The sequence below is a fragment of the Oceaniferula spumae genome, assembly GCF_042849255.1.
Lineage (GTDB): Bacteria > Verrucomicrobiota > Verrucomicrobiia > Verrucomicrobiales > Akkermansiaceae > Oceaniferula > Oceaniferula spumae.
On sequence record NZ_AP026866.1, the window covers coordinates 1,029,684 to 1,056,467 of the forward strand.

Genomic DNA, 26,784 nt, shown 5'->3' on the forward strand with positions numbered 1-26,784 from the left:
GACTTAGAACTTGTCAGTGCATGCCCCTGTGGAGGCAGAGGTCACTGTGTGAGCGTATTTGGCAAGCACACCGCGCTTGTAGCGAGGCTCGTATGGTTGCCAATCGGCTTTGCGTTTTTCCAAATCTTCGTCGCTGAGGTTGACGCTGATGGTGTTGCCTACGGCGTCGATGGTGATTTCGTCGCCATCTTTCAGCAGCCCGATCGGACCGCCGACGTGGGCTTCCGGAGTGATGTGACCTACCACAAATCCGTGGCTGCCACCGGAGAAGCGGCCATCGGTGATCAGTGCTACGGTGTCGCCAAGGCCACGACCCATCACAGCGGATGTGGGCCCTAACATCTCGCGCATACCAGGACCACCCTTGGGGCCTTCGCGGCGGATGACGATGACGTTGCCGTCGACAATTTTTCCATCGAGAATGGCTTTCATCGCGTCCTCCTCACAGTCGAACACACGGGCGCTACCAGTGAAGCTATTGCCTTCCTTGCCGGTGATCTTGGCCACTGCACCTTCTGGAGCAAGGTTGCCGTAGAGAATGCGGAGGTGGCTGTCTTTCTTGATCGGATTGTCCAGCGGACGGATGATGTCCTGGTCTTCAGGGTAATGAATTGGTGAGTTCGCCAGGTTTTCAGCCATAGTCTTGCCGGTCACTGTCAGGCAATCGCCGTGTAGCAGACCAGCTTCGAGAAGAATGCGCATCAGCGGCACGGTGCCCCCGATTTTCACCAGGTCAGCCATGACGTATCTACCACTCGGTTTGAGGTCGGCGAGCATGGGGACTTTTTTCCCGATCTCGGTGAAGTCATCGATGTTGAGCTCCACGTCAGCGGCGTGAGCCATGGCGAGCAAGTGCAGCACAGCATTGGTAGATCCGCCGAGGGCGATGACTACGGTGACTGCGTTTTCAAAAGCCTTGCGAGTCATGATGTCGCGCGGACGGATGCCCTTGTCGATCATGTTCAGCACGGCGGCACCGGCGTCGAAACAGTCGATCATCTTGTCGTCGCCCACCGCTGTTTGAGCGGAGCTGTTAGGCAGTGACATTCCGAGTGCCTCGATGGCCGAAGCCATGGTGTTAGCGGTATACATACCGCCGCAAGAGCCGGCACCGGGGATGGCGTTTTCTTCCACAGCTCTGAGTTCTTCATCAGAGAACTCACCAGAGGCGTGTTTGCCAACGGCTTCGAAGACGGAAACGATATCGAGGTCCTTTTCCTCCCCCTTGATGGTGGTGCATCCGGGAAGGATGGTTCCTCCGTAGACAAAGATGCCGGGGCGGTTCATCCGGGCCAGCGAGATGATACAGGCGGGCATGTTTTTATCACAGCCACCAATGGTGACCACACCGTCCATGCCTTCGCAGCCGACCACGGTTTCGATCGAGTCGGCGATGACTTCGCGTGACACGAGGGAGTATTTCATGCCCTCGGTGCCCATGGAAATACCGTCGGAAATGGTGATGGTATTGAAAATGACGGCCTTTCCGCCGGCGGCATCGACCCCTTTGGCGGACTCGGTGGCGAGGCGATCGATATGGACGTTACAGGGGGTGACTTGGCTCCAGGTGGAGGCGACACCGATCTGTGGTTTATCGAAATCTTCGTTATTAAAACCGACAGCATGCATCATCGCACGGCTAGGTGCGCGATCAGGGCCATCGAATACTTGGGATGAAAATGGGCGGCGACAATCAGACATAGCCATTTGCTAGCCTCTGGCCGCGAGGATGTAAATAGGCAAGTGCCCGCTGACACGTTCGTGTTACCGCGCTGCGGCGGGCTGCTTCAATTGCTTTTCCAAAAACCTCTCCATTCGCTGGAAAATCCGCCACAGACTGATCGGATTCTTGGTTCCATGTCCAGCGGTCGATAATTCCAGATAATCACTTGGCACCTTGGCCTTTTTCAAGGCTGCGAAATATTGCCGTGCTTGCGAGACGGCCACAACCTGGTCCTTTGCACCGTGAATGAGCAGATGAGGCACCGTCTTTTCATTGATTTGATATATCGGCGATGCCGCACGGGCGGCGTTAGCGTTCACGTCCACTTTGCCACCAGCCGCAAAGGGAACTCCAAGTAACTGATCGACAATATCCTGAACGGTCCGTCTTCCATAGTAGGGCACTTTCCTAAAGTCCTTGGTCAAATCCGCCGGACCTGCGAGTGACACCACGGCATTAGCTCGGCTGGAGTAACCACGCAAGGCCTCGACTTGATGCTCTCTCGTTTCCAGGTTTCCTAACATCGCCGCAATGTGTCCGCCGGCCGAGGCGCCGACTGCAGCAATCCGGTTAGGATCGACTTTATACTTCTGAGCATGATACCGCACCCAGCGGACCGCTAACTGAGCGTCGTCGAGCTGCGCTGGCCAAAGATTCTTTCCACCACGTGCCAGCCGGTAGTTGATGGCAAAAACAACATAGCCCTTCTCCGCCATGCGCGTGGCGATCGGAGCGAAGTCCGTTTTACTCCCCCGCTCCCAGCCTCCGCCATGGATACCTACGATGGCAGGACGCTTTGACTGCGCCGCATTTGGCTCAGGCAGGTAAATATCCAGCAACAACTTATGCCCCTTGGCAGTTCCATAAGTGATTCCCCGAGTGACCTTGATATCGGCCGATAACATACCGGGGAACAGAACGACCAATAACAGGAAAAGATAACAGAGGCGCATGGTCGTCACTCTATCACAGAACATTCCGTGAGGCAAACTGACTGCGGCACGTCACTTGGACTTTGCCCTGTAATGTTGGGTGCCTTTCAGCCATTCGTAGTCGGCATATTGATAGTTCCCTTTGCCCTTCCCTTTCCATAAATCGGGCTTGCGGTCTTTATCCCACTTCTTCCAGCGATCTAACATCGCCGTCACTCGCTCCGGATGAGAGGACGCGATATCTTTGGTTTCGGAAAGGTCTTCTTTGAGGTTATAAAGCTGGGGTCTCCCCTTTCCAATGATCAATTTGAAATCACCCTCTCGAATGGCTCCAGCTTCCATCTTCGCTGATTTGCCAAAATTCCAAAAGAGCACATCGTTCGGGGCCTTGTTGCTCTGCCCGGTGATGAAAGCGCGAATATCTTTACCGTCAAATCCTGCCTGAGCTGGATCTCCGCCGGACATCGCCAGAGAGGTCGCAGTGATGTCCAAGGATATGATTGGCTCCTCACGCACGGAATTGCTCGGCACTTGACCAGGCCATTTGACGATCATGGGCACACGATACCCACCTTCATATGGATTCCCTTTGCCTCCTCTGAGCGGGCGATTGTCGGTGACTCTAGATAGTCCTCCATTGTCACTCAAAAACCAAACGACTGTGTTTTTGGTGAGGCCTAATTCTTCTACAGTCGATAACAGCTGCCCCACTCCTTCGTCCATTTCGTAGATCATCGCAGCGTAGATGCTTCTGTTCTCGGGTTTGATCCCGGGCATCTTGCTCATCGATTCGGGTGGAAATTTAGCGATCGATTCCTTCGGTGCTTCCAAGTCCAAGTGCGGCGCATTGTAAGACATAAAGAGAAAGAATGGCTGATCCTTATTTTTCCTCACGAATCTAACGCCAGCGTCGGTCAACTCTCTCGTTAGATACTGGTCCCACTCCACAAGTTTGGCATTATGAACGAGAGGCATGGTATGTTGTAAATCACGTCCCTTGGCTGGACGTTTCAAAGGTGTGAAGCGCCCATTGTAGCTTGGGTGATCGAGGGGGAAATACATCAGGCCTCCGCCGTAGAACCCAAACCAATCGTCAAAACCCATCGACTCTGGGCGCTGGTCATTGGTCGTGCCCATGTGCCACTTGCCGACACCTGCGGTCGCGTAGCCCTGCTTCTTCATCAGGCTGGCGATTGTCGCCATCTTGGGCAAACCCTGCCTGGCATCAAACGGCTGGCTCACATTCTGATAATAGCCGAATTTTGATTGGTGGCGTCCAGTTAGAAAACCAGCCCTCGATGGCCCACACATCGGCCAGGTCACATAGCCGGAGGTGAAACGCATCCCCTGCTGCGCCAATGAATCGATGTGCGGCGTCGGTATTTCCTTATTTCCATAACAACCAAGGTCACTGTAGCCAAGATCATCAGCCATGATGACGATGATGTTCGGTCTGGAGTCACGCTGCGAGTCAGCTGCCGAAATGAAAACGGGGAATGCCAACCCCAGTGTCAGTATGATTTGTAGCTTCATTTCTTCTTAGGTTTTTTCTCACTTTGGTAAGTTTCCAAAATGGCGGATAACTCTTTCACCACTTCAGGGTGCGTGTTGTAGACGTTGGTTGTTTGGTTAGGATCTTTCTCCAGATCGTAGAGTTGCGCCGGAGGGATGTCTTTTTTGAGTTTACCGTTTACGATATTGCTGTTTTTTCTGCCAGAAAACTTAATTGCTGCCGGGCCACCAAAGCCATGCGATCCTTCTTTGGGGGAATTGAATCCACCACCAGCAAGGCCACTAATATACATCCATTTTCCTTTGCGAACTGATAAATGATTCGGTCTGAACGCAGATAACAACAAATGATCTCGGATCGGTTTTACACCCGTCCCTGTTAGTGATGGGAGAACATTTACGCTGTCTTGGCCCTGCCCAGGCTTGAGAGATTTACCCGTCAAAGCGGCAAAAGTCGCAATCATATCCACGTTACAGATGACATCGTCAGAGACACCACCTGGAGCAATTTTTCCAGGCCAGTGTGCAATGAACGGCACACGGTGTCCCCCTTCCCAAGCATCAAACTTGAAACCGAGTAGATCTCCGTTGGCATCGTGGCCCATTTTCAAGGCCTCTTGTCCCGTATTATTGAGCATACCTCCGTTGTCACTGGTGAAGATGATCATGGTATTGTCGGCCACACCCTGTTCCTCGAGTGTCTTGACCAGTTCGCCGACAATCCAGTCGAGCTCGTGCACGAAGTCACCATAGATACCACACTCGCTAGTTCCTTTGAAGCGCGGATGTGGAGTGAACGGATGGTGGATATTCGTTGCCGAGAACCAAAGGAAGAACGGTTTCTTCTCTTGTTTCTTGATCCACGATACCGCTTTTTCCGTCAGGGTGGTTCCCACGGAATAATCGTCATACAGGGCATGAGCAGCATCGCCTCCGCCAATCTGATCGATCCCCATCTTTTCATCGATCACTTTGGTTTTGGCCGTTTTACCATACTCTAACGGATCATCGGGAAGAAGGCCTACCACCTTGTGGTTCTCCACATACACAAAAGGAGGATGGCTATTTACCACTGGCACACCGAAATAGTAATCAAAACCCAACTCCAGCGGGCCGGGCTTTAGATCGCCGTTCCAGTCGGGTGTTTTCTCACCAAAACCGAGATGCCATTTGCCTATGCATGCCGTGGCATACCCAGCGTCTTTCATCACGCTCGCCATCGTTTGCTGCTTGGTATCGATCAATAACCCTGTCTTGAGAAATACCGGTTTGTATAAGTTTTTGCGGTGCGGATATTCGCCAGTCATCATCGCGTAACGAGACGGGGTGCAAACTGCCGAGGCCGAATGAGCATCGGTAAATCGACGACCCTCCGCTCCAAGTTTATCGATATTAGGTGTTTTCAATTTCGTCGCGCCGTAGCAACTGAGATCACCGTAACCGAGATCGTCCGCGAAGATCAGAACGATGTTCGGCTTGTCCTCAGCGAGGGATGGAGCAACTGTGATTGGAAACAACGCGATGGAGATGGCGCGAAACCATCGCTTTTTCAATGTGGAGATATTTGTCATATATGACAGAGTGATGTGGAGTTAGTTAGAGTCCTTCTTTTTGCTCTTCTTTTCTCCCTTGTTCTTCCTTTCGTCTGCGAAGGGAGCATCCATATCCGGCAGAGGTGGGACATTGAGGATTTCGGCGGGTTCCGGCTTGTGATTCGATGTTGTCTCAGCATCGCCATACCAATAAACACCAACTCCGTACCCCATCTCACCTTTGAATTTTGTCCAGACTTCCATGTCCAACTTCAGGGATTTGGAAAATGGCATCGTATCGAGCGCACGGGTCCGTGTCTCGGTACTGTATCCTTTGGTCGTTTTCGGATAGCCTTTTGGCTGTCGGTTAAGCTTGTTAAACTTGTGTGAGCGGGGCTGGGCGTGGAAGGGATGGTCGTAGAAGTCCGTGCTGGCACCGCCCCATGAATAGGCGTAATAATCTTCGGTCCCAGTACCGAAGTTGGAGGGAAAATCTTCGCCATCGGTCCAGATCTTCTCATCCCCCTCCCCCCACCAGCCGTCTACCGGATTCATGATCGTCAGGGTATCACCGACTAGCACGCCACGCCCTTCGGTGGTGATGTAGTTCCAATCCGACCTAGGAATGGTAGGCACCGGATACTGTCCGCGCCAACCTGCGTGGAAATAGAGCGAGTCCTCATTCCATTCATAGCTGCCGACCGATGCATTCAAACTTACTTGCACCGGAGCATCGCTGAAATTCACCACTGAAATGGTTCCCTTTTCACGGTAGGGCATGACCCAGCGTGCGGACATGGTGCCGTCTTCGGCAACCGTGCGATACCATCCTTGAAACGGATGAAGTCCTATTCCCGAACCGAAAAAATCTCCAATCGGGCACCAGATGGTTTCTTTGCCATCGAAGCTTATCTTAAGCACCACTTTTCGAGTCACCTCAGGGTCGGAATAGTCACCCAGCTTTAGTGAAAGTCTACGTACTGCGCCAATTCCTTTTGGGAGTTCGATACTTTTGTCTTCGCCTTTGGCAAGCTTGGCCTCGAAAGAAACAGGCTTACCAGCCGCGTCCACTTTGGGATTCAACAACTGCTCCCCAACCTTCTTGGTGAGAGGCAAGGCCGCCTTAAAGTCATCCATCGTGAAGGTCTTCACCTCTGTGCCCTTCTTGTATTCACGGTAATGAATTTGATAGAAAAAAGGCACGCCCGAAACGGTGATCTTACAGCTCTTGGCATAGGGAATCGGGAAAAACGATACCGCAGAACGTAGCGACCCGTGAGCCAGAGGATAGGGCACGAGCCCCTTCCCTTGGAAAAGCTCGTGCTGATCGCCTTCGATGACGGGCGTATCAGAGCCATCCAGATAGACTCGCCAAATGATGGGTTCCCCACGGCTTTGGGCACCAATATTCCGCCATGGTATCCATGTCCGGACGACGGCGCCAGGGCCTTGCTGATCCATCATCACAATTTCCTTGCGCCCGTTGTTTTGTTCAATCCGAACAAAATTCCCCTTCTCCTCGTTTCCATTCAAGTCACCATTGGCAAACCACGCTCTCTCGTCCTTAGGACCAGCCAAGGAAACCCGATTGAAGCTACTTGCCAGCTTAAGCCGGAAATCTTTTTTGGGAAACGAAGCCACCGCATCACGATCCACCATCTCATGCAGCAGAGATTCAATGGTGACAGGCTCTGCAGCAGCTGTCTTCGATCCTGTCAGCAATAGCAAAACCGCTGCGCTGCATGTATAGAAATTCAGTTTTTTGATCATTGTTTTTTATATGTGTTTCACCACTTCCAAGAGTTTGTTCCAGATGTTTGGTTCTGTGTTATTTGGCTGTTTTGGAGCTGTCTGGTGATCGCAAACCGACTTTCGACATGTCAAAAGGTACGATTCCCATTTTCAGAGCTGGAGAATCTGGCTTGAATCTGAAGTCTCCATTTTTTGCGTCGACGAACAGTGGATCGACTGCTTGGCTGTTTTTATCTACGCCATCTTGCTGTTGTTTTTTCAGCATCTCTTTGCCCAGACTGGGATCGGCAGGGCAAAAGTAGATGTTCTGATCGGTATCGGCCTGGCTAGATCTGGCCAGTGCACGACCTCTTCGGTCCTCACTCACTCGACCTCTACCAGCAGGCAATTCATCGATGAACGTGCAGCCCTTTTCCGATGAGTAGAAAATGTTCTTCTTAATCGTAGCTCCCGTCAACGGACCTTCACGCAGTGACAAGTAATAACCACGGGGCGGAGCAATGATGTCAGCCACGATGTTATTCTCGCAGCGATTATTCAACTTCATCAGGATGCCTTGAGAGACGCATTTATAGATGAGGTTTTCCGAGATCAGAGTATCCTTCTGACCACCATCGGTGCGTATCGCTGCCTGCATGATCATGGGCGCTACGAGATGGTGCACGTAGTTCCGGCGAATCACATTGTTTGCTCCAGCACCACGGATATAGATGGCATTTCCGTCGCCGAGCATTTCCATGGCATGATGGATTTCGTTGTATTCAAATATATTGTCGTGCGTGTGGAGATAGGGTCGCACGTCCTCAAGTGTCGGTTTCTTCGGCAACTTGCCTATTTCATGACTTCTGATCGTTCTACCAAGTTCGCGTCCTTTACCCTTCGTGAAGAAATCAGTCATACACCCAGAGATAATCAATCCTGTGTAGGGCGTGTGATGAATCAGGTTATTCGCCACGCGATTCTCCCCACTCTGCCAGACCATGATGCCAGGCGAATGCGAATAAATTCTGCCCGTGTGATGGATGTGATTGTTATAGACGATGTTCTTTTTATTCACGTCTTTGGTTCCCGGTCCGTATCCGCAAAGCAAAATGCCAGCGCCCCCCATTTGTTCGATGTGATTGCCTGAAATGGTATTTTTCTGTGCGTGCAGATCCAGACGGATCGCGCCGCTGCCGCTGTGGGCAAAGTGACATTGCTCGATACGGCAATTCTCGGCTCCACGGAATCTGACCAACGCGTTGGCTTTGTCTAACATATCCCAGTCGTGCTGCAGACCGGCATCGGCAGCTAAAATCTCGTAACGTTCACCGTGTTGAAATGTTAGACCTCGGAAACAGATGTTTTTCACCGGTATATCTTTTGCCTCCATCTTATGGACCTTGCCCTCGATGCGAATGAACTCAGTCAGTTGAGGCGCAAGAACCGGAGAATCATTTCTCGGCCAGAGGTAGACTTTCCCTTCTTTGGTGTTCAATACCCACTCGCCAGGTTGATCGAGTTCTTCGAGCACATTTTCTACGAAGCACGACTTGGTTGTCTTGAGAAAATGCAACGGATTCATCGCATAGGTGGCATTGGTCGATGTCTTGGCCATCTGTTTTGCCTCGTTGACCGAACTCAGCGGTAGAATATTCACGATCCACGCATGGTGGGGCCGAACAACAACTTCAACATCTTCGATATTCGACCAGTTTTTGAGTGCCCCTTTGGGGAAATACAGTGTGTTGCGATTGCCATCCTTCGGTGGTATAAATCCGGCTGATCGCGCACGTGGTAACGAACCCTCCGAATCATAGAGTGTCAAAAAGCGGCCTGAAACATCCGCCACGCGAACTTTGCCTAACGCTGCTTTGGGAAGACCTGTAGGAACTGTGGTTGGTTTCCGCCAGTGGCTGATTTGCTTTCCTGAACTGAAAATCGGAGTCTCACCAGGGTAAGCTGCATAGGTGATCGTGGTGCCATCTTTCCCAGAATCCTCCAGACTGAAGACCACGGTCTTATCCAAGCGGTAATTCCCTTCGCGGATTAAAACAACGATGTCCCCCGCTTTTTTAACCTTTAACTCCCGCACTGCATCGCGCGCACGTTCAAGTGTGGCAAACGGGCCGTCGGATTTTTGATCGTCGGGTTTCGCCGAAGTTCCGGTCCACTCATCAGATCCTTCTGGAGAGACATAGAAGTCCGCTTTAGGCGCTGCGGATACAGCGAGATTGATCGCCATAGAGGCGCATACTAACAAGATGGAAAATAGCTTCATTTTGATCATAGGACTGTTGCAATCCTCCCTTCCATCTTGGCGTCAATTCACTGCGTTTCAATGTTTTCCCGTAGCATACTGTGCCAGTATTCTCGATCAGCCAGTCGTAGTGACAATGCTCGGCATCGGTCGTATGACCTATGGACAGCATATGAGTATGCAGTGAAGATCATCCATTGATTGGCAGACACAAATATCTCACAACCTATTTTTCCAGTTTCCAAGCCGAGAACTATGGTTAGCAATCCAAGCCTGGAAGCTGGATTCCACCAACCATTCTGATATACCTCCCATCATGCGATTTTGGCCACTACTAGTGATGACAGCTCTGTTAGCAGGAGCTCTTCCTTCTTTCGCTGTGACTGAGGACTCAGCGCTAGGCCAACTGAAACAGACTGAACTGGAGCAACGGCTCAAAATCATCGATGCCGAACTCAGTCAACTGGCGCGAACCAGTTTACGTGGAGGTGTCGGATCCATTGGTTTTCGCTCGATTCGGCACAAAACAAGCGACAATACCGAGTGGGTTGAAATCGATTTCGGCAAGGAATACTCTCTCGATGAAATCATCCTAGTGCCCACGATCCATCGCGACCCGCAGAAAGGGTTCCAAGCTGATGGTTTCCCTGATCGGTTTCAAATCATCTACGGCACTTCTAACAATAAAACTGGCAGCATATTGGGCGAATTCAATGCCACCTCTGACAGTGCTTCGGGCATAGCCCCCTACGTAGTTGCCTGCCATGGAGTGAAAGCCTCATGGATCCGCATAGAGGCAACCAGTCTAACTCAACGGGCATTCGATAAGCATTATGTCTTCCAGCTCTCGGAGGTCTTGGTCTTCAGCGGTGAGAAAAATGTTGCTCTTCGCCAGCCGGTCAAAGCCTCGTCTGATCATCCTGAATCACTCACCGGTGCGTGGGATAATCAGTTTTTGGTAGATGGCCATACGCCCTACCTGATGAATGCCGCTCAAGGACTTCATAGCGTGGCCTACATCAGTGACTTGAAGCAGTCTCCCATTCTGACCATTGACTTGGAAAAAGCAGCACCCATCACAAGTCTTCACCTCCACGCGGTAGAGCAGAGCGATACCGTCCCCCAGGCTTACGCTGGCGACCTCGGCATCCCCCACCACTTGAGAATCGAAGGTGCGAATCTTCCGGATTTTTCCGATGCTGTGATTCTGCTAGAAAGCCAGGCTGAAAACATTAACGACACCGGCCCGATCATGATGTGGAACATTCCTGAGACGACTTGTCGCTACGTTCGCCTGTCGGAGATTGACCCGTCAGATACCTTCCGGATTGGCTTCGCCGAAATCGAACTATTTTCTAACAATCATAATGTTGCTCATGGGAAAACGGTAAGCACCACTGGCACGACCACCCCGAACCGTTCACTCAGCGCACTCACCGATGGCTGTAATCTCTACGGCGAGATCTTACCTATCAGAACATGGCTGAAACAACTCGCACGCCGCCAGGCTCTGGAAGCCGAACGACCACTGGTGATGAATGAGCTTTCACTCCGCTACGCACGCCAAAAGACCACCCTCCGGCGGATCAGCTGGTTCGCCGCCATCCTGCTGCTTGCTACGGTGATTGTGATTTGGCTCGAACAAATCGCTCGTCAACGGGCGATTGCCAGGACTCGTGAGCGCATCGCGGCCAACCTTCACGATGAACTGGGTGCCAACCTCCACGCCATCGGCTTGCTCGGTGACTTTGCCAAAAAAATAGTCGCTCGTAAAAATGCCACCGATGAGTGGGCCGAGCTCACTGATGTCATCGATGAGGTTCGGGCGTTGACGGAGGAAACTGGCGAAACGGCGCGTTACTGCACGAACATGCTGGAGACCAAGGAAATCCATGCGAACTTAGTCACGGAAATGAAACGGACTACCAACCGACTGCTGGCGGATCTGGAGCATGAAACCTCCTTTCCTTCGGATGAAACCAGTCTGCATCAGCTCAAGCCGCGCAGACGAATCGATCTCTACCTTTTCTACAAAGAGTGCCTCACTAACATTATTCGCCACTCCGGAGCCACAAGCGTCAAAACGAATTTAACCGCCACCGACAAGGCCATTACTCTAACTGTCAGCGACAACGGCATGGGACTGCCCGGCACCAAAGTCCCCGAGTCTCTTCGTCGCCGTGCTCGACAGCTCAGTGGCATCGTCGTTGCCGAAGCTCTCGACACCGGAGGAACACAAATCACACTTGAATTCCGCCCGCGCAGACGATTTGGATTCAACCGGAACTAACCCCTAACAGACAACAGTTTGCATCATGAAAAATTCAATTAATATCATGCTGATCGAAGACAGCCCAGCCTTTCGAAAAGTCATCGATCGAACTTTAGGCAATGAACCCGGCATCAAGCTGATCAGCCAGTTCGGCACCGCAGAGATTGCCCTGCGAAGCCTGGAGAACGCCTCTGCTGACAATACCCCCGATCTCATTCTGCTCGATCTAAACCTCCCTGGCATGAGTGGTCTCGATGCACTTCCTTGGATTCATGAATATGCACCCGAAACAAAAGTCATCATCCTCACCCAGTCCAACCAAGAGGCTGATATCGTCACCGCGATTTCAAAAGGGGCGTCTGGCTATATGCTCAAAAGTAATACTCTGGATCAACTCACTGATGGCATCCGCAATGTGATGAATGGCGGAGCATCACTCGATCCTACCGTCGCCAAATTTATCATTGGCAAAATGCGAAAGGATAAACCCGAGGCATCTGATGCCAATCCACTGAGTCAGCGCGAGATGGAAGTGCTGGGCTTGATCAGTGAAGGACTGCAGAAAAAGGAAGTCGCAGATCGACTCGATATCAGCCCCCGCACCGTCGCGGCCCACGTCGAGAAAATCTACGAAAAGCTCAACGTGACCAACGCGCCCTCAGCCGTGCACAAAGCTCATCATCTGGGGATTTTCCCCTCGGAAGGTCAGGGATAACACGTAGTGTGTTCACTTGTTCTTTTTCCTTCGTGCCGGCTTGTTGGCTTGTTCATTTTTCCATAGGCTGATTTCTTCGATATCATTCTTGGATTTCTCACCTTCGGTACTGCGGCCGCTGAACACATCGTCCTTGAGCTGCGCTAACAAGCGAGCCGCGACTTCTGGGTTTGTCTCGTAGAGATTCTTGGTTTCACCCGGATCCTTTTCCATGTCGTAGAGTTGCGCTTTCGGCATATCTTTGGGAAGTTGGTTTTCCTTGGGTCCCGTCCACCCAGCTGATCCTTTGGCCAAGAGCAGTTTCCATTTTCCCTGGCGGTAAGCAAAGTGACCTGAGATCGAGTGGTGGATGACACCTGCCCGAGTGGTAACAATCGGCTTTCCAGAGAAGGCGGGCAGGAAGCTGACGCTGTCTTCAGCGCTTTTTGCCGGGAGTGCTTTGCCAGTGATATCGGCTGTCGTGGCAAATAGATCCGTCAAGCAGATCAATTGATCACTGGTCGAGCCAGCCGTCACATGCTTGGGCCAACGCACGACGAATGGCACGCGGTGCCCCCCATCCCACAAGTCCGCCTTCGAGCCACGGAATCCAGCGCTCACTAAATGACCTTTTTCCGCCAATTCTGGAATGTTAGCTCCTTTTGAAGTTCCGTTGTCCGCACTGAAAATGATCAAGGTGTTTTCGGTCAAACCATGTTTATCGAGAGCTGCCATAATCTGCCCGACACCGTCGTCTGTCTGCATCACAAAATCCGCATGGATGTTGAGTCCGCTTTTCCCTCGCCATTCCTTGGTGGGCACTACCGGAGAATGAGGTGAACCATATGGCACGTAGAGAAAGAACGGTGTCTCCTTCTTTGTCGCCCGTGTTTCGATGTACTCGACCGCTTTTCGCGTCAGTCGTGGCAGCATGTTGATTTCATCTTCATGCGCGATCACGGTATCATTTTCGATCACCCCCTTCATGTCGCCGGCATGGTGGAATCCGTGGAAATAATCAAAACCACGAGTCAGTGGGCCATCAGGAATCTTACTTCCTACTGGAGCGAGAGATTTCTTGCCTTTGCGTTGAATAATCTCCCCTGTCTTTGCATCGGCATACTGAAAATTGAGATGCCACTTGCCGATGATGCCGGTGTGGTAGCCTTGTGATTTGAGAAAACTGGCAACCGTAGGTCGGTCTTTGGCGATGAGGTTGGGCTTAAAGCCCTGCACCACACCATTCTGAAGAGTCGTGCGCCAACTGTATCGCCCAGTCAGCAGGCCGTAGCGCGTAGGCGTGCATACAGCTGAACCGGAATGGGCATCTTTGAAGATCATGCCTTCTGCAGCCAGCTTGTCGACCGATGGAGTTTTGATTTTTCCGTGGTCAGGATTCAGAGCCTGAATGTCTCCGTAGCCGAGATCATCTGCCAGGATGAAGATGATGTTAGGTTTCTCTGCGGCAACTGATGTTAGGGGTAGGAACGCAGCCAGTGCGCTTGCCATTACCACAGAGATGATGTTTCGGTTTTTCATAAATTCTATTGGTTGCGTTTCTTTTTGGTTTTGACGAGTTTCGGACGCTTCTTCCCTTGATCAAAAAAACGAGCTCCCTGTCCGATTCGATCATAATCACCCAGATCGGCACGTGCGGTCTCGACCTGTTTCATCAGGCGGTTCACAACCTCTGGGTGAGCGGCTGCGACATTCGTCATTTCACCGAGATCATTGTCCAGATCATAGAGTTGGACCTCTTTGACCTCTTCGATCATTCGACCCCACCAGCCCATCCAATTCGGATCTTTTTTACGAGGCAGCACCAACTTCCAGCGCTCATCACGGATGGCCTGTAGGTGGGTGTAGCAGTAGTAGTAATAATACTGGTGAGGTGATTGCTCGGTGGCGCCCGTTATCAGCGGCTTGATGTCTTTGCCATCGAGAACGAGATCATCGGGTAATGATGCTCCCGATAGTCCGGCAAATGTAGGCAGCAGATCCATGGTGGTGATGAGCGCATCAGAGATTTTGCCGGCTGGGATGTGACCTGGCCAGCGCATGATACAAGGAACACGCGGTCCACCTTCCCATGACATCATTTTAGCACCGCGCAATGGGTCGGCATGCCCTGCGTGATCACCAATGACTTTCTCAATCCACGGCCCATTGTCAGAAACAAAAACGATCAGCGTGTTTTCATCCAACTTGAGGTCCTTGAGAGTCTTCATGATCACTCCCATGCTCCAGTCCAGCTCCATGATGACATCTCCGTAAAATCCACCTTCCGATTTACCACGGAATTTATCTGATACTCCTAACGGAACGTGAGGCATGTTGTGAGCCAGATAGAGAAAGAAGGGTTTCTCCTTGTTTTCCGTGATAAACTTCACCGCCTCTTCGGTGTACATCGTGGTCAGCTGATCCATTTCTTTTTGCTCAATGGCTTCAACCACCACCTCCTTGTTTCGCATCAGAGGTGCACGGAGCTTTGTTTGCTCAATAAGTTTGGTTACCCCGTTGTATTTGGGAGTGCCGAAGAAATAGTCGAACCCTTGACTGTTAGGATCGCCTTTCGTTTTGGCTTCTCCGGCATGCCACTTACCGATAATTGCGGTGCTGTACCCCATCGGTTTCAGCACTTCGGGAATCATCAACTCTTGGGTATGAGGAACGGTGTGAAGAGATTTGGTGTTTTTAGGTTCACCGATTCGGATCGGATAACTGCCAGTCATCAACGCCGAACGGCTCGGCCCACAGACCGGTGAACCAACGTAGGCGCTTTTAAACAGCATGCTCTCCTTGGCCATACGGTCAAAGTTTGGAGTCTTGATATCCGGTGAGCCGAAGCAACCAACATCATTGTAGCCTTGGTCATCGGTGAGAAAGACGATGATGTTCGGCTTGCTCTCAGCCAAGCTGCTCTGGACTCCTAGGAACGATGCGACAATTGCCAGCCCCAGCATGAGGCCATGTGGATGATTACGTTTAAACTTCATCTTAATATTGGTTCTTTAAATCTGACTGTTTCTCTGGCGACTGAGCATTGTTATCAATCTGCACATGGTCTCTGATGTCACTGCTCGTCCGTTCGACTAACTCCATCAGAGTCTCCACTACTTTAGAATGAGTAACGGACATTTCTTTGTCAGTAATCTCGGTATCGTGGTCGATGGACTTCGATGAGGGTATTCAAGTTTACAGATGACTCACCAGAAACCACAACACGAAACGAAATCCGTGATTCTTGTCTCCCACCACGCGCTCACAACGTTTGGTCATGAAGCGAACCAATAGATTCTAGGTGTCATCGATGGTCTGCGCCGATCAGAAATCATCCATATGGGATGACTGGAAAACCCTCAGATTTGGGTTAGCCTTTGTCATTCTTTCCGAGTTTGTTATCGTTCCTCAACCCGTTGGGATTTCGTTCATCGATCACCGCTCATTCCATACGCTCTCATCGTCACCATGCCTCTCAAACTCATGAGTTTTTCGCAAAACACAAGACTCCTCATTCTAATATTCATCGCATTGATCTCACTCAGTGCCTACGGCCAGCCTGCTGGGGTGGTTTTGGTCGTTACCGATGATCAGGGCTACGGTGATATTAATGCTCTTTTTCCCAGTAGTCTCGATACGCCAAATCTGGATGCACTGCATGCGGAGTCGGTGCGACTGACGGATTTCCATGTCTCCCCCACCTGCACGCCGAGTCGAGCAGCATTGATGACGGGGCGATATAACAATGCCGTGGGAGCCTGGCACACCATCAATGGTCGCAGTCAACTACGCCGTGGCGAAGTCACCATGGGCGAAGTCTTCAAAGCCAATGGCTATAAGACAGGTATTTTTGGGAAGTGGCATCTGGGCGATAACTATCCCTTTCAGCCGAGATTCAGGGGCTTTGATGTTGAGCATATCCACCGCGGTGGAGGTGTCTCTCAAATGCCGGACTACTGGGGCAACGATTACTACTCAGACGTGCTCTTCGATGGCAGCCCAGCAGTGCCAGATACCTATTTTAAACAGGGACTGCCGGTCGTCGCGGATGAATTTGTGACCGATTACTGGTTCACCCAAGCTGCGCAGTTCATCACTGAAAGTAAAAACGCAGGCGAACCCTTCTTTTGCTATCTATCGACCAATGCACCGCATGCCCCCTTCAATGCTCCAAATGGTGGAAAATCGGGCTTTGACGGACTCGTTGAGAATATCGACGACAACATGGCTCGTCTTGAAACCCTGCTAACCAACTTGGGCATCAAGGATGACACGCTGTTTATCTTCATGACCGACAACGGAACCGCAGGTAATCGGCTGGCGGGAATGAGGGGAACGAAAGGCAGTCGTTTCGATGGCGGACATCGGGTGCCCTTCTTTCTACGCTGGAAGAACGGCGGCTTTGCCGGCACAGCGGCAACAGCTATGGATGTTCCCTCGCTTACAGCTCATATCGATGTGCTCCCCACGCTGATAGAACTCTGTGGACTCACTCCGGTGACAGCCGGATTGCCGATGCATGGCAGCAGTTTTGTAGCCGCACTCAATGGCACGCCACCGACTACAGACCGAGTTGTGATCACAGATTCCCAAAGGGTGGAATCGCTCGCCAAGTGGAAAGACTGCTCGATCATGATGGATGATTTCGACGAAAGTGGTCAGTTGCTACATAAGTGGCGACTGACAAGAGCCAATGGCGGAGCCGCTTTCCAACTTCACGATATCCTAACAGACCCGAATCAGAATGCCAATCTACTCAACTCCTTTCCCAGCGTCGCCAGTGAACTGGAGGCTGCCTATGAACTCTGGTGGGCAGAGGTCACCCAAGGTTCAGATGACTACACCTACACGGTATGCGGCTCGGATCAGGAGCCGCGAACCATACTCTACTCGCATGATTGGCACCTAGGGGGCAGCGCAACCGCCTTCAACCAATCCCAGATCCAGAATGGCGCCAATGTTAACGGGGTCTGGGCGGTCGAGTTTGAAAAGGCCGGGCGTTATCGCTTTGAGCTACGTCGTTGGCCGGAGGAAACTAATGCCACACTGGGAGGCCAGGTTGCTGGAACCGGTGCCACATTGCCCATCGCATCCAGCGAAATTTCAGCGGGCGGATTTTTCCAGAGTCAGGCAGCGAATCCCAATGAGGTCGCTTCCGTTCACTATCTGAATTTACCCGCAGGAAAAACAACCATGCAGACGTGGTTCCGTGATAGTAATGGCAATCAACTCGCGGGTGCCTACTACGTCTACGTTGAGCTGGTCGATCCCAATGCTTTTGCCTTTGAAAATCTGGGGGCCACAGGAACGGCAACCCAAAGTACAACCTTCAACAACTTCAATGCCAATCTGGCGAAGGACAGCGATACAGGCACCTTTTCGCATACCACAAGCTCGGATCCAGCGCCTTGGTGGGAGATCGATCTCGGCTCGGAACAAGCGATTCGTCAGGTGAATATCATCAACCGCTACAGCACAGCCAACGGGGGCCGACTGCGCGACATCCGAATAGAGCTAAAAGCCGCGGATGGAAGTAGTGTCTTTCACTCAGCTGTTTTGAATCCTGGGAATAGCCTCGGAGGTGGCGTTGATGACTTTGGAAATGGGCCGTCGGTGCTCACTCTCGATCTCCCTGCTCCACTGCCGTTCGCACAAAAAGTGCGTATCACACGAGAGGTGCTTGATCCTGCTGAATTTCCAGATGTGACTAACGCCGATCACCTTTCTGTGCTCCAAATGGCAGAGGTCTCTGTGACCGGTCTGAGCGAGATTTCCAATTACGGAGCATACCGATACGTTACGTTCACAGAATCTGAAATCACTACGGGATTGGCCGATGCGAATCAGGATTTTGATTTCGATGGTATCAGCAACCTCCTCGAATATACCTATTTTAAAAATCCAAAAGCGGTTGATGAGTTAGCTCCGTTCAGATTATCCCGCAGCGAAACCACCGGCACTCTGCTCTCCTATGAACAACCCAAGGGCATGACAGACTTCTCGCATGTCATCGAAAGTTCCGAAAATGACCTGAACTCATGGACGATCAACCCTGACTATCTTGAACTGATTGATACAACAGACTTGGGTGATGGTGAAGGAAAGGTATATCGACTCACCCCTGCTGCACTCGGGAAATCCAAACTCTTCTTCAGACTACGAACAAACCCGGAAAACCCGTGACGCTCTCGTCTGAAGAATCAAAATCATCATTAATTATTCTCGCCCTCCGATTTCTTCGGTAACCGAGCGTTCTTGCCAATTTGCTCACGGTCTCCGATGTCACGGCGTGCCCATTCGATCTGTTTCATCAGAGACTCCACCACTTCGGGGTGAGCATTTGCCACGTCCTTTTGTTCGGAAATATCGGCATCGAGATCGATCAACATCGGTTTGGTGATTTCCACCAAATCAGATTTCGGAACCATCTTGGCCCAGCTTGGAGGAACAACAATGGGCTTCGCCGGGCGCGGCACAATTAACTTCCACTTGCCCTGACGAACAGCTTGCAGGTGGGTATGTTGGTAGTAAAAAATGGTGCGTGCTTTCAGCTCTGGATCAGATCCCCCTTCTAACAATTTGGACAAATCACGGCCATCGAGGACGCGGTCGGTCGGCACCGTTCCGCCGGCGAGGTTGGCAAAGGTCGGCAGAAAATCCATGTGTGATGCTGGCTGGTCGCTGACGGTTCCGGCTTTAATTTTGCCCGGTGCGCGAATGATGGTCGGCACGCGCAGCCCCCCCTCCCAAGTGGAGGTCTTGGCACCGCGCAGTGGCAGCGCGCTGCCTCCATGGTCCTTTTTAACCCACCACGGACCGTTATCACTGGTGAAAACGACGTAGGTATTGTCGTCGATTTCTAACTCTTTTAATTTATCGAGCAAACGCCCGGTGTGGAAATCGAGTTCTTGAATCACATCTCCGTAAAGTCCCTGGGCAGACTTCCCCTTGAATGGCTTCGAGACGCCCAGCTTCGTGTGCGGCATAGAGTGTGCCAGATAAACAAAGAAGGGCTGCTTGTGATTTTTCTCGATGAACTGGATCGCTTCATCGGTGTAAGCCTTAGTTAGTGATCCCATCGCGGCTTTTTTCTTCACCATCTTTTCGTTGCGCAGCAGATTTACTTCGCGGTCGTTACTCGAGGGAGTGCCAAAGAAGTAATCGAATCCCTGACGGTTAGGCATGAAGTCCGGCTTGAATTGGGTCTGTGAATGACCTGCCAAATCCCACTTGCCAAAGGCAGCAGTGGCGTAGCCCACCTCTTTGAGAATTTCAGGGATCATCACCTCATCGGTATGCACGATGGGATGGATGTCTATTTTCTGGACAGGATTCGGCACTTTCTCGACTCGAAGTGGATACGAGCCCGTCATCAAGGCCGCCCGCGCAGGGCCACAAACAGTCTGACCATAAAAGCTGGTAAATTTCATCCCCTCAGCCGCCATACGATCAATGCGTGGAGTTTTAATCTTGGGTGCACCAAAACACTCCAGATCCTGGTAACCCATGTCATCGCAGAAAATGATGACAAAGTTCGGTTTGTCGGCAGCTGCGACGGGTTGCACCAAGACAGGACTCAATGCAGCAAGGATGATTGCGGTAGATAATGCGCGTTTATGGATGGTCATTAGTTTATTGATTATGGTCAGCCCTCATCGTCATCGTGTGCGAATGAGTCATTGTTTCATGAGAAATCCCCACAGGTTATCAGATCGATCAGTGAGGACTCAGCCATTATGGACGCCAAGGCTCAGGACCGCCCTTCTTTTTCTGCAAGAACTGGGCATCAACGCTCTGATACCATTTGTGTAACTTGGCACGCATTTCGGAAACGCGTTCCGGATGTTGGGCTGACAGATCATTTTTCTCACCGAGGTCTTTTTTCAAATTGAACAGCATCACTTTTCCGTCCTCATAACGCTCAACCAATTTATAGTCGCCCACTCGGATCGCGCCACCAGGAGGGCCTCCTTGATTACTGTAGTGTGGGTAATGCCAGTAAAGCGTGTCGCGCTCCAGTGATTCCCCTTTGAGTGCAGGAGAGAGGTCGACACCGTCGATGACGTGCTTGGTCTCAACACCCGATGCCTTCATGACGGTAGGATACAAATCAATCGAGCAAATTACTTCTTCACTAACAGCCCCTGGCTTTGTCACTCCCGGATAGCGGATGATCCATGGCTCGCGGATTCCACCTTCGTAAATCCAGCCCTTGCCGCCTCGTAATGGCAGGTTACTGGTTGGCCAGCCTTCACTGGTGGACAAACCTCCGTTATCGGATGTGAAGACCACGATGGTATTGTCGGCGACACCGGAAGCTTCCAGTTGCTTCAAGACCTTGCCCACTGCCTGATCCATGGCTTCGACCATGGCGGCGTAAACCGCGTGATCTTGCTTAACACGTAACTTCTGCTTCTTCTTACCCGCGACGGCACCCGGGACTTCGGTGAACGCGTTGCCCTTCAGCTTTTCAGCCTTCGCCTTGTATTTTTTCACCAGATCAGGTCGACCAATCAGAGGCGTGTGCACGGAGTAGAACGATAGATAGACGAGGAAGGGTTTGTCTTTATTCGCCTCGATAAATGCAGCAGAGTCCCGCGCCAAACGGTCCGGCAAGTGATCTCCCTCAGGGCTTTCTTCCATCTCCGGGTTCTTGAATGGGGCAAAGTATTTCTTACCGGTGTAGGGTCCGCCTTTGTTATAACCACCGATGTTAACGTCGAAACCGCGGTTCTGCGGGTAATATTCTTTCGTCTTACCGAGATGCCATTTACCGGCAAAGAATGTCGCGTAGTTCTTTTCTTTCAGCGCTTGAGCCAGAGTGATCTCGTCCAGTGGCATTTCATCATTCAAGGGCGCTGGGTTAAACTTTCCAGAGCGTTTGCCTGAAAAGTAATTGGTCGCGCGCACCCGTGTAGGATACTTCCCAGTCATCAGACTGTAACGCGTCGGTGAGCATACCGGATTTGCCGCATAGCCATTGGTAAAACGCATCGCGGTCTTGGCGAACTGATCGATGCTCGGGGTTTCATAAAAACACTCCGGATTGTTAGCACCAATGTCCATGTAGCCCAGATCATCGACGAGGAAGACTACGATGTTAGGCGGGCGTGTTTCGGCTTCACACGGGATAGCGAAACCAATGGTGGTGACCACAAGTGCCAATTTGCCGAGGAAACGTGTGGTGGATGTTTTGAATGTTTTCATAAATCGGTTTGGAAGTATTTTAATATTGGGAAAGCTAGTCTATTTCCCCCGCCCTGTATATCCCCAGAATAGGTGAGTTTCAATGGCGTTGAGGAATGACGTTCCTAGGAATGATCCAACATTCTCTTTTAGACGCAGCCCTAGCTCCCGTAAGCTGTAAACGTTCACTACGCAGGTGAACGCATTTATTTTTCAGCTGGCTGATTAGCCTCCTTCGTCAGTGGTTTTGGATTTTTGATTTTCGCCGCAGGGCGGGTGTTTTTCCTGAGGCTCTCATTAAATGGCGGAATCAAGGACGCAAGCTTCTCTGCCACCTCAGGATGATGTTTGAGCACGTTGTTCTTTTCGCCGATATCCTTGTCGAGATTGTAGAGTGCGATCGGTTTCCCCCTTTTGACATGCAGCTTCCATGGACCGGAGCGCACGGCTTTGAGCTCATTTTGAGTATGATAGAAATAGGCCTGATGAGGACTCTTGGCCTGCTCCGTCAACACAGGCCAGACATCCTTGCCGTCGATCACACGATCTGTCGGGACTTTTCCTCCCGAGAGTTTGGCGAAGGTAGGCAGCAAATCCATGGCTGTCATCAGCTCATCGATCGATTGTCCGGCAGGAATGCGGCCCGGCGCACGAATCACTCCGGGAACTCTTGGTCCGCCGTCGAAGTAAGAACCTTTTGCCCCTTTCAACGGCCCTGCTGACGACAGCTTCACGCCTTTGCTGGGGCCATTGTCGCTTGAAAAGATAACGATAGTCTTGTCATCGACTCCCTGAGCCTTAAGCGCATCTAACACTTGGCCGACTGACCAATCGATTTCGCTAATCGCCTGTTTGTAAATCTTATCGCGTGTCTTGTAATCCACTCCCTTCCCCTCTTTATCAAGGGCTGCCTTGATCTCAGGCGAAACGTCTTTCATGAACGGAGGCGAGGCATGCAGCGGTCGGTGAGGTATGGGGTGTGCCAGGTAGATGAAGAACGGTTCAGCTTTGTGTTTTTTAATAAAAGCCACCGTACGTTCCGTTAAACGTTTGGTGAGGAAATCTGCATCAGGATCAAGCTCGATGACTTTCTCTCCTTCCAGCAGTGGCAGTGCTGGGAATTTGTGCTTCTTCTGATTCTGGTGGTAGGGATGAATATCATGGCTGTATGGCAGGCCGAAAAATTCATCGAACCCTTGTCGGGTCGGTAAAAGTTCAGGTTGATCGCCTAGGTGCCACTTGCCGAACATTCCGGTTTTGTAGCCTGCGGATTTCAAGACCTCAGCGATGGTAACTTCATTAGGATTCAATCCTTTTTCATCGCCTGCCAGCATCACGCCGAAACTAGACCCTGTGGACATGTCTATCCGCTTGGGATAGCAACCGGTCATCAAAGCAGCTCGTGAAGGCGTGCATACTGCCGCGCCCATGTAGAAACTCGTCAGCTTCGCCCCTTCCGCCGCCATCTGGTCGATGCGCGGCGTGCTGACATGCTTGGCTCCGAAACAACTCAGGTCACCGTAGCCTTGGTCGTCAGTTAGAATGATGATGACGTTGGGCTTTTCGACAGCGGGTGCCGACATGGCCAATCCGATACTCAGAAGGCCGATTGATTTTAATATTTTGTTCATGGCTGTTTTTTCAAATGCTCCATGAAGAATTTCGCAGAGGCGTTAATAATTTCGGTTCGAGTCGGGCTGATCTCAGCGTCGACTTTACGCCAGTTGTGACCTGCATTTTTGACGATCAGAGTTTGAACGGGAGCGCCTAGTTCTTTGGCTTTTTGCTCCATGTAGTAGGCATGTTTGACGGGAATGGTGGTGTCTTTGTCTCCCTGGATCATGAGCAACGGAGGGCTGTCTTTCTTGAGATAGTTGATCGGGCTCATTTCACGGTAGAGTCGCAGTTTTTCTTCAGCAGTCACGCCTTTGTCAGTGATGCGAGGGCCAAAGCGGTCTCTGAAGTCTGGACGATCGTTGTGATTGAACAGTTCTGTTTTCTCGAAGTCGCATGGACCATACCATGAAAGTCCAGCTACAACGCAGTAATCGACGTCGGCCAAGTTCTTGTCACCAGAGAGATCTTTTGCGGGAGTCAGAAGCAGCATTTGAGCAATGTGACCGCCTGCGGAATCGCCGAAGACGAAGAGCTGTTTGGGATCGATGCCGAGGTCCTTACTGTTTTTGACCAGGTATCTGATGGCGTCTTTTGAATCGATCACACAGTCGCGCATCCGGACTGTTCCTTGTTTGCTGTAGAGTCGGTAATCTACTGAGACGATGCAGAAACCCTTGTTGACTAAGATTTTGAACAGCGGAGCGAAACCACCACTAGCGGCACCGAACCGGCTGCCCGCTGCCCAGCCGCCTCCATGGGTGTAGACGATCACCGGGCATGGTCGACCCGCTTCTGCGGCAGGGTAATACATATCGAACTCCAGCTTGCGTTTGCCCACCGTTTTATAGACAACGCCCAGTTTGGTTTCGTGCCCTGTCTCAAGTGCTTTTCTGGGTTTCTTCGGTTTCTTGGTTTTTTGCTCCTGGGCTGTCGTTGGGACCAAGCAAATGATCAGTGCTAGTAAGATGCTAAATTGTATTATCATGATGTGTTCTCAGAGTTGCTTATTGTTTCACCGCAGCCAGTTCTTTGCTGATTGCTTCAGCCACCTTCTTGGCCAATGCCTCAGATCCGACTCCTTTGAAATGCACGTTCTTGGGCAACTGCCATTTCGCAAGATGTGGCAATGCATAAGCGTGGAGATCATTCACGGGGATGTTGTTAGCCTTCATGATCTTCACCGCGGCAGCATTATAACGCACTGGAGCTTCCGGGGTGCGCAGAGGGTTGAGTGTTCCGGGAACCACAGGTGTGGTAGTAGCGAAAATTAAACGTGCGCCTGTGGCTTTGAGTTTTTTAACAATGGTCTCCATGTTCTGGGTGTATTGCTCGAGTGTTGCCTGAGTGGGGTCCTTGGGGTCATTAGACTTCACGCTCTTTCCAAGTTTTTTGACATGTTTGAGATCGTGCAGTCCCCAATTGAAATGGATCACCGACCACTTTTTACCCTCTAACCATTTGTCCAGCCTGTCCACTCCGCTGATAGTGCCGCTACAATTCATTGGGCGCGATCCTCTCATCGGACGAAAGACGTTGGCTTTGCCCTTTAAATTTTTGCGCACTTGCAAGGTGTAGCCGATGGATATCGAGTCTCCGAGAATGAGCACGTTTGGCAAAGATGGGTCGGGCATGAATGCCCAGACTGCGGATTTGTCTTTCTCAGCTTTAGAACCTTTTTCAGGAGCTGCGAGGGTGGTGGTGATCAAGGAGGCGAAAAGTATCGCTCTAACGAATTGATGTTTCATGTGTGCAAGTTAGCTATGGTTACGGTTTAAATTCATCCGATCGGAATGGATAAGCAGGAAGCTCTTCAGCGTTCACAAGATTGACTTTGGGCATGCCTGCAAAGGCATAGCGAACGTATAGCGGCTTTGATATTTCAGACGATTGCAGCACGACGGTTGATCCCTTGATCGCGGCTTGTGCGCGCACCCACTTCTTGGAATCGTCAGTGATCCAGAACGCGTTCGGGGCTTTGCCATCTATTGTTTTCAACCCTTCGGCATGATCAAAATGAACGATCACGATGTTTCCCATCGCTTCTACTTTTTTTACGACTGGGCCTTGCGCGCTGACATCCTTCCCCAAGGTGTCGCGAGCCGCCAGCAATGCCAGGCGTTGACCGACTGGCAATTTATCTTTCGGGTGCACGTTCTTGATGTCTCCAAGGTCGACGGTATTCGCGACGCTGACTCCTTTCAGATCCAGTGCCTGCATCTGGGATTCGCGCATCCATGCCCATGAGTGTGCGGTAGGACTATCGGAGGCCTTATCAGGACTCGTGTCTGCTACTTTGCCGTAGCCTGGCAGCATGGTGATGAGGAAATGCATGTCCTCATTGCCCCATTCCTTTCTATAGCGCTGGATCCATTTTTTCAAAACATCGCCGTAAATCAACATACCCGAGTTACGTGAAAACCATGGCTCTTTCAACATGCCGAACATCGACTGGGTATTGCGCTCACCCTGATACCAGACCAAGCCACGGCAGGCATACGGTGCCAGCGGATGCATCATCGCGTTGTAGAGAATATTCGACTGACGGCGCAGGAACACGTCCTCTTGCTTGCTCCAGCCCTTCGGCCGATTCAGCACCTCCTTGATTTTACTCTTTGTCTCTGTATTAGCATCAAACTCATCCATCATGGTCTTGAAGTGAGGCACCGTATCCACCATATCGCGAGGCATCCACGCTTCTAACGATGAACTACCCCAGCAAGACAGAATGATGCCAATGGGCACATCGGCGGAAGCCTGGAGTGAGTGGGCAAACGAAAATGCCACTGCGCTGTCAGGGTAGCGGGCAATCCACTTTCCTTCGCAACGATCCTGCTCCGTGAAAGCCACCGTGCGTTTGACGGCGAAGCTGCGAATATGTTTGGCCTTTGGAATCAGAGCCTTCACCTCCGGCACAGCCTTGGCAGCGAACTGCATATTTGATTGGCCCGAACAGATCCAGACCTCGCCGACGACCACATCTGTTAGTTTAACATGTTCGGCCTTCGCTTGGTGTTCAGAGGAAATCGTCAAGTCCTTCGCATCATAGGTTCCAGTCAAAGCATCGAGCTTCAACATCCATTTCCCATCACCATCTGCCGTTGCGATCTTCTTCTGCCCCGCGAACTCGACGGTGACTTTCGCCCCCGGATCAGCATCGCCCCAGACTGGCACTGGCATATCACGCTGAAGAACCATGTGATTCTGAAACAGCGAAGCCGGACGCAACTCGGCATTTGCGCTACCCGCGGAGCATGGGAGCAAAGCTAAGCCTACAATACGAGAAAGCCCAAACGGCAGGTGTGATGATAGTTTCATGGATGTTTTA

Annotated in this window: 17 protein-coding genes; 3 read left to right on the forward strand and 14 right to left on the reverse strand. The window is 51.3% G+C overall.

Annotation, left to right across the window (positions count from 1 at the left end; translation table 11 throughout):
- Positions 1-3: 3 nt before the first annotated feature.
- The 6 genes from ilvD to ACSPJT_RS04415 all read right to left on the reverse strand — a co-directional run bounded on the left by ilvD (position 4) and on the right by ACSPJT_RS04415 (position 9,711).
- The gene (gene ilvD, locus ACSPJT_RS04390; RefSeq protein ID WP_435895155.1) at positions 4-1,701 is read right to left on the reverse strand and encodes a dihydroxy-acid dehydratase; all 1,698 of its coding nucleotides are present in this window, start codon (positions 1,699-1,701) and stop codon (positions 4-6) included.
- Positions 1,702-1,764: 63 nt separating this feature from the next.
- A complete protein-coding gene (locus ACSPJT_RS04395; protein ID WP_435895156.1) occupies positions 1,765-2,676 on the reverse strand; it encodes an alpha/beta hydrolase fold domain-containing protein in 912 nt (303 codons plus the stop codon).
- A 51-nt stretch (positions 2,677-2,727) separates the two neighbouring features.
- Positions 2,728-4,140 carry a sulfatase gene (locus tag ACSPJT_RS04400; protein ID WP_435896174.1) on the reverse strand — a complete coding sequence of 471 codons (1,413 nt, stop codon included), beginning with the start codon at positions 4,138-4,140 and terminating at the stop codon, positions 2,728-2,730.
- 44 nt (positions 4,141-4,184) lie between these two features.
- Positions 4,185-5,738 carry a sulfatase family protein gene (locus ACSPJT_RS04405; RefSeq protein ID WP_435895157.1) on the reverse strand — a complete coding sequence of 518 codons (1,554 nt, stop codon included), beginning with the start codon at positions 5,736-5,738 and terminating at the stop codon, positions 4,185-4,187.
- Between the two features lie 21 nt (positions 5,739-5,759).
- Positions 5,760-7,469, reverse strand: coding sequence for a glycoside hydrolase family 172 protein (locus ACSPJT_RS04410; protein ID WP_435895158.1), 1,710 nt, complete (start codon positions 7,467-7,469; stop codon positions 5,760-5,762).
- A 58-nt stretch (positions 7,470-7,527) separates the two neighbouring features.
- Positions 7,528-9,711, reverse strand: a complete 2,184-nt coding sequence (locus ACSPJT_RS04415; protein WP_435895159.1) for a right-handed parallel beta-helix repeat-containing protein — start codon at positions 9,709-9,711, stop codon at positions 7,528-7,530.
- Positions 9,712-10,006: 295 nt separating this feature from the next.
- Here ACSPJT_RS04415 and ACSPJT_RS04420 point away from each other — a divergent pair, with 295 nt between their 5' ends.
- Positions 10,007-11,980, forward strand: coding sequence for an ATP-binding protein (locus ACSPJT_RS04420; protein ID WP_435895160.1), 1,974 nt, complete (start codon positions 10,007-10,009; stop codon positions 11,978-11,980).
- A gap of 25 nt (positions 11,981-12,005) precedes the next feature.
- Positions 12,006-12,677, forward strand: coding sequence for a response regulator (locus ACSPJT_RS04425; RefSeq protein WP_435895161.1), 672 nt, complete (start codon positions 12,006-12,008; stop codon positions 12,675-12,677).
- A gap of 12 nt (positions 12,678-12,689) precedes the next feature.
- Here ACSPJT_RS04425 and ACSPJT_RS04430 read toward each other — a convergent pair whose 3' ends face one another.
- Both ACSPJT_RS04430 and ACSPJT_RS04435 read right to left on the reverse strand, forming a co-directional pair.
- Entirely contained in the window at positions 12,690-14,195 is a 1,506-nt protein-coding gene (locus ACSPJT_RS04430) for a sulfatase family protein (RefSeq protein ID WP_435895162.1), read from the reverse strand.
- Positions 14,196-14,200: 5 nt separating this feature from the next.
- Positions 14,201-15,652, reverse strand: a complete 1,452-nt coding sequence (locus ACSPJT_RS04435; RefSeq protein WP_435895163.1) for a sulfatase family protein — start codon at positions 15,650-15,652, stop codon at positions 14,201-14,203.
- A gap of 487 nt (positions 15,653-16,139) precedes the next feature.
- Here ACSPJT_RS04435 and ACSPJT_RS04440 point away from each other — a divergent pair, with 487 nt between their 5' ends.
- Positions 16,140-18,839, forward strand: a complete 2,700-nt coding sequence (locus tag ACSPJT_RS04440; protein ID WP_435895164.1) for a sulfatase-like hydrolase/transferase — start codon at positions 16,140-16,142, stop codon at positions 18,837-18,839.
- A 29-nt stretch (positions 18,840-18,868) separates the two neighbouring features.
- Here ACSPJT_RS04440 and ACSPJT_RS04445 read toward each other — a convergent pair whose 3' ends face one another.
- From ACSPJT_RS04445 to ACSPJT_RS04470, 6 genes are all read right to left on the reverse strand, one after another.
- Positions 18,869-20,284 (reverse strand): sulfatase family protein, encoded by a 1,416-nt coding sequence (locus tag ACSPJT_RS04445; RefSeq protein WP_435895165.1) that lies wholly within the window; start codon positions 20,282-20,284, stop codon positions 18,869-18,871.
- Positions 20,285-20,390: 106 nt separating this feature from the next.
- The gene (locus ACSPJT_RS04450; RefSeq protein WP_435895166.1) at positions 20,391-21,863 is read right to left on the reverse strand and encodes a sulfatase; all 1,473 of its coding nucleotides are present in this window, start codon (positions 21,861-21,863) and stop codon (positions 20,391-20,393) included.
- Positions 21,864-22,048: 185 nt separating this feature from the next.
- The gene (locus ACSPJT_RS04455) at positions 22,049-23,473 is read right to left on the reverse strand and encodes a sulfatase family protein (RefSeq protein WP_435895167.1); all 1,425 of its coding nucleotides are present in this window, start codon (positions 23,471-23,473) and stop codon (positions 22,049-22,051) included.
- Positions 23,470-24,438: an alpha/beta hydrolase family protein gene (locus ACSPJT_RS04460; RefSeq protein WP_435896175.1), complete on the reverse strand. Its 969-nt coding sequence runs from the start codon at positions 24,436-24,438 to the stop codon at positions 23,470-23,472. The genes ACSPJT_RS04455 and ACSPJT_RS04460 overlap by 4 nt, the downstream gene beginning before the upstream one ends.
- 25 nt (positions 24,439-24,463) lie before the next feature.
- Positions 24,464-25,204: an SGNH/GDSL hydrolase family protein gene (locus ACSPJT_RS04465; RefSeq protein ID WP_435895168.1), complete on the reverse strand. Its 741-nt coding sequence runs from the start codon at positions 25,202-25,204 to the stop codon at positions 24,464-24,466.
- A 19-nt stretch (positions 25,205-25,223) separates the two neighbouring features.
- Positions 25,224-26,774 carry a sialate O-acetylesterase gene (locus ACSPJT_RS04470; RefSeq protein ID WP_435895169.1) on the reverse strand — a complete coding sequence of 517 codons (1,551 nt, stop codon included), beginning with the start codon at positions 26,772-26,774 and terminating at the stop codon, positions 25,224-25,226.
- Positions 26,775-26,784 lie beyond the last annotated feature (10 nt).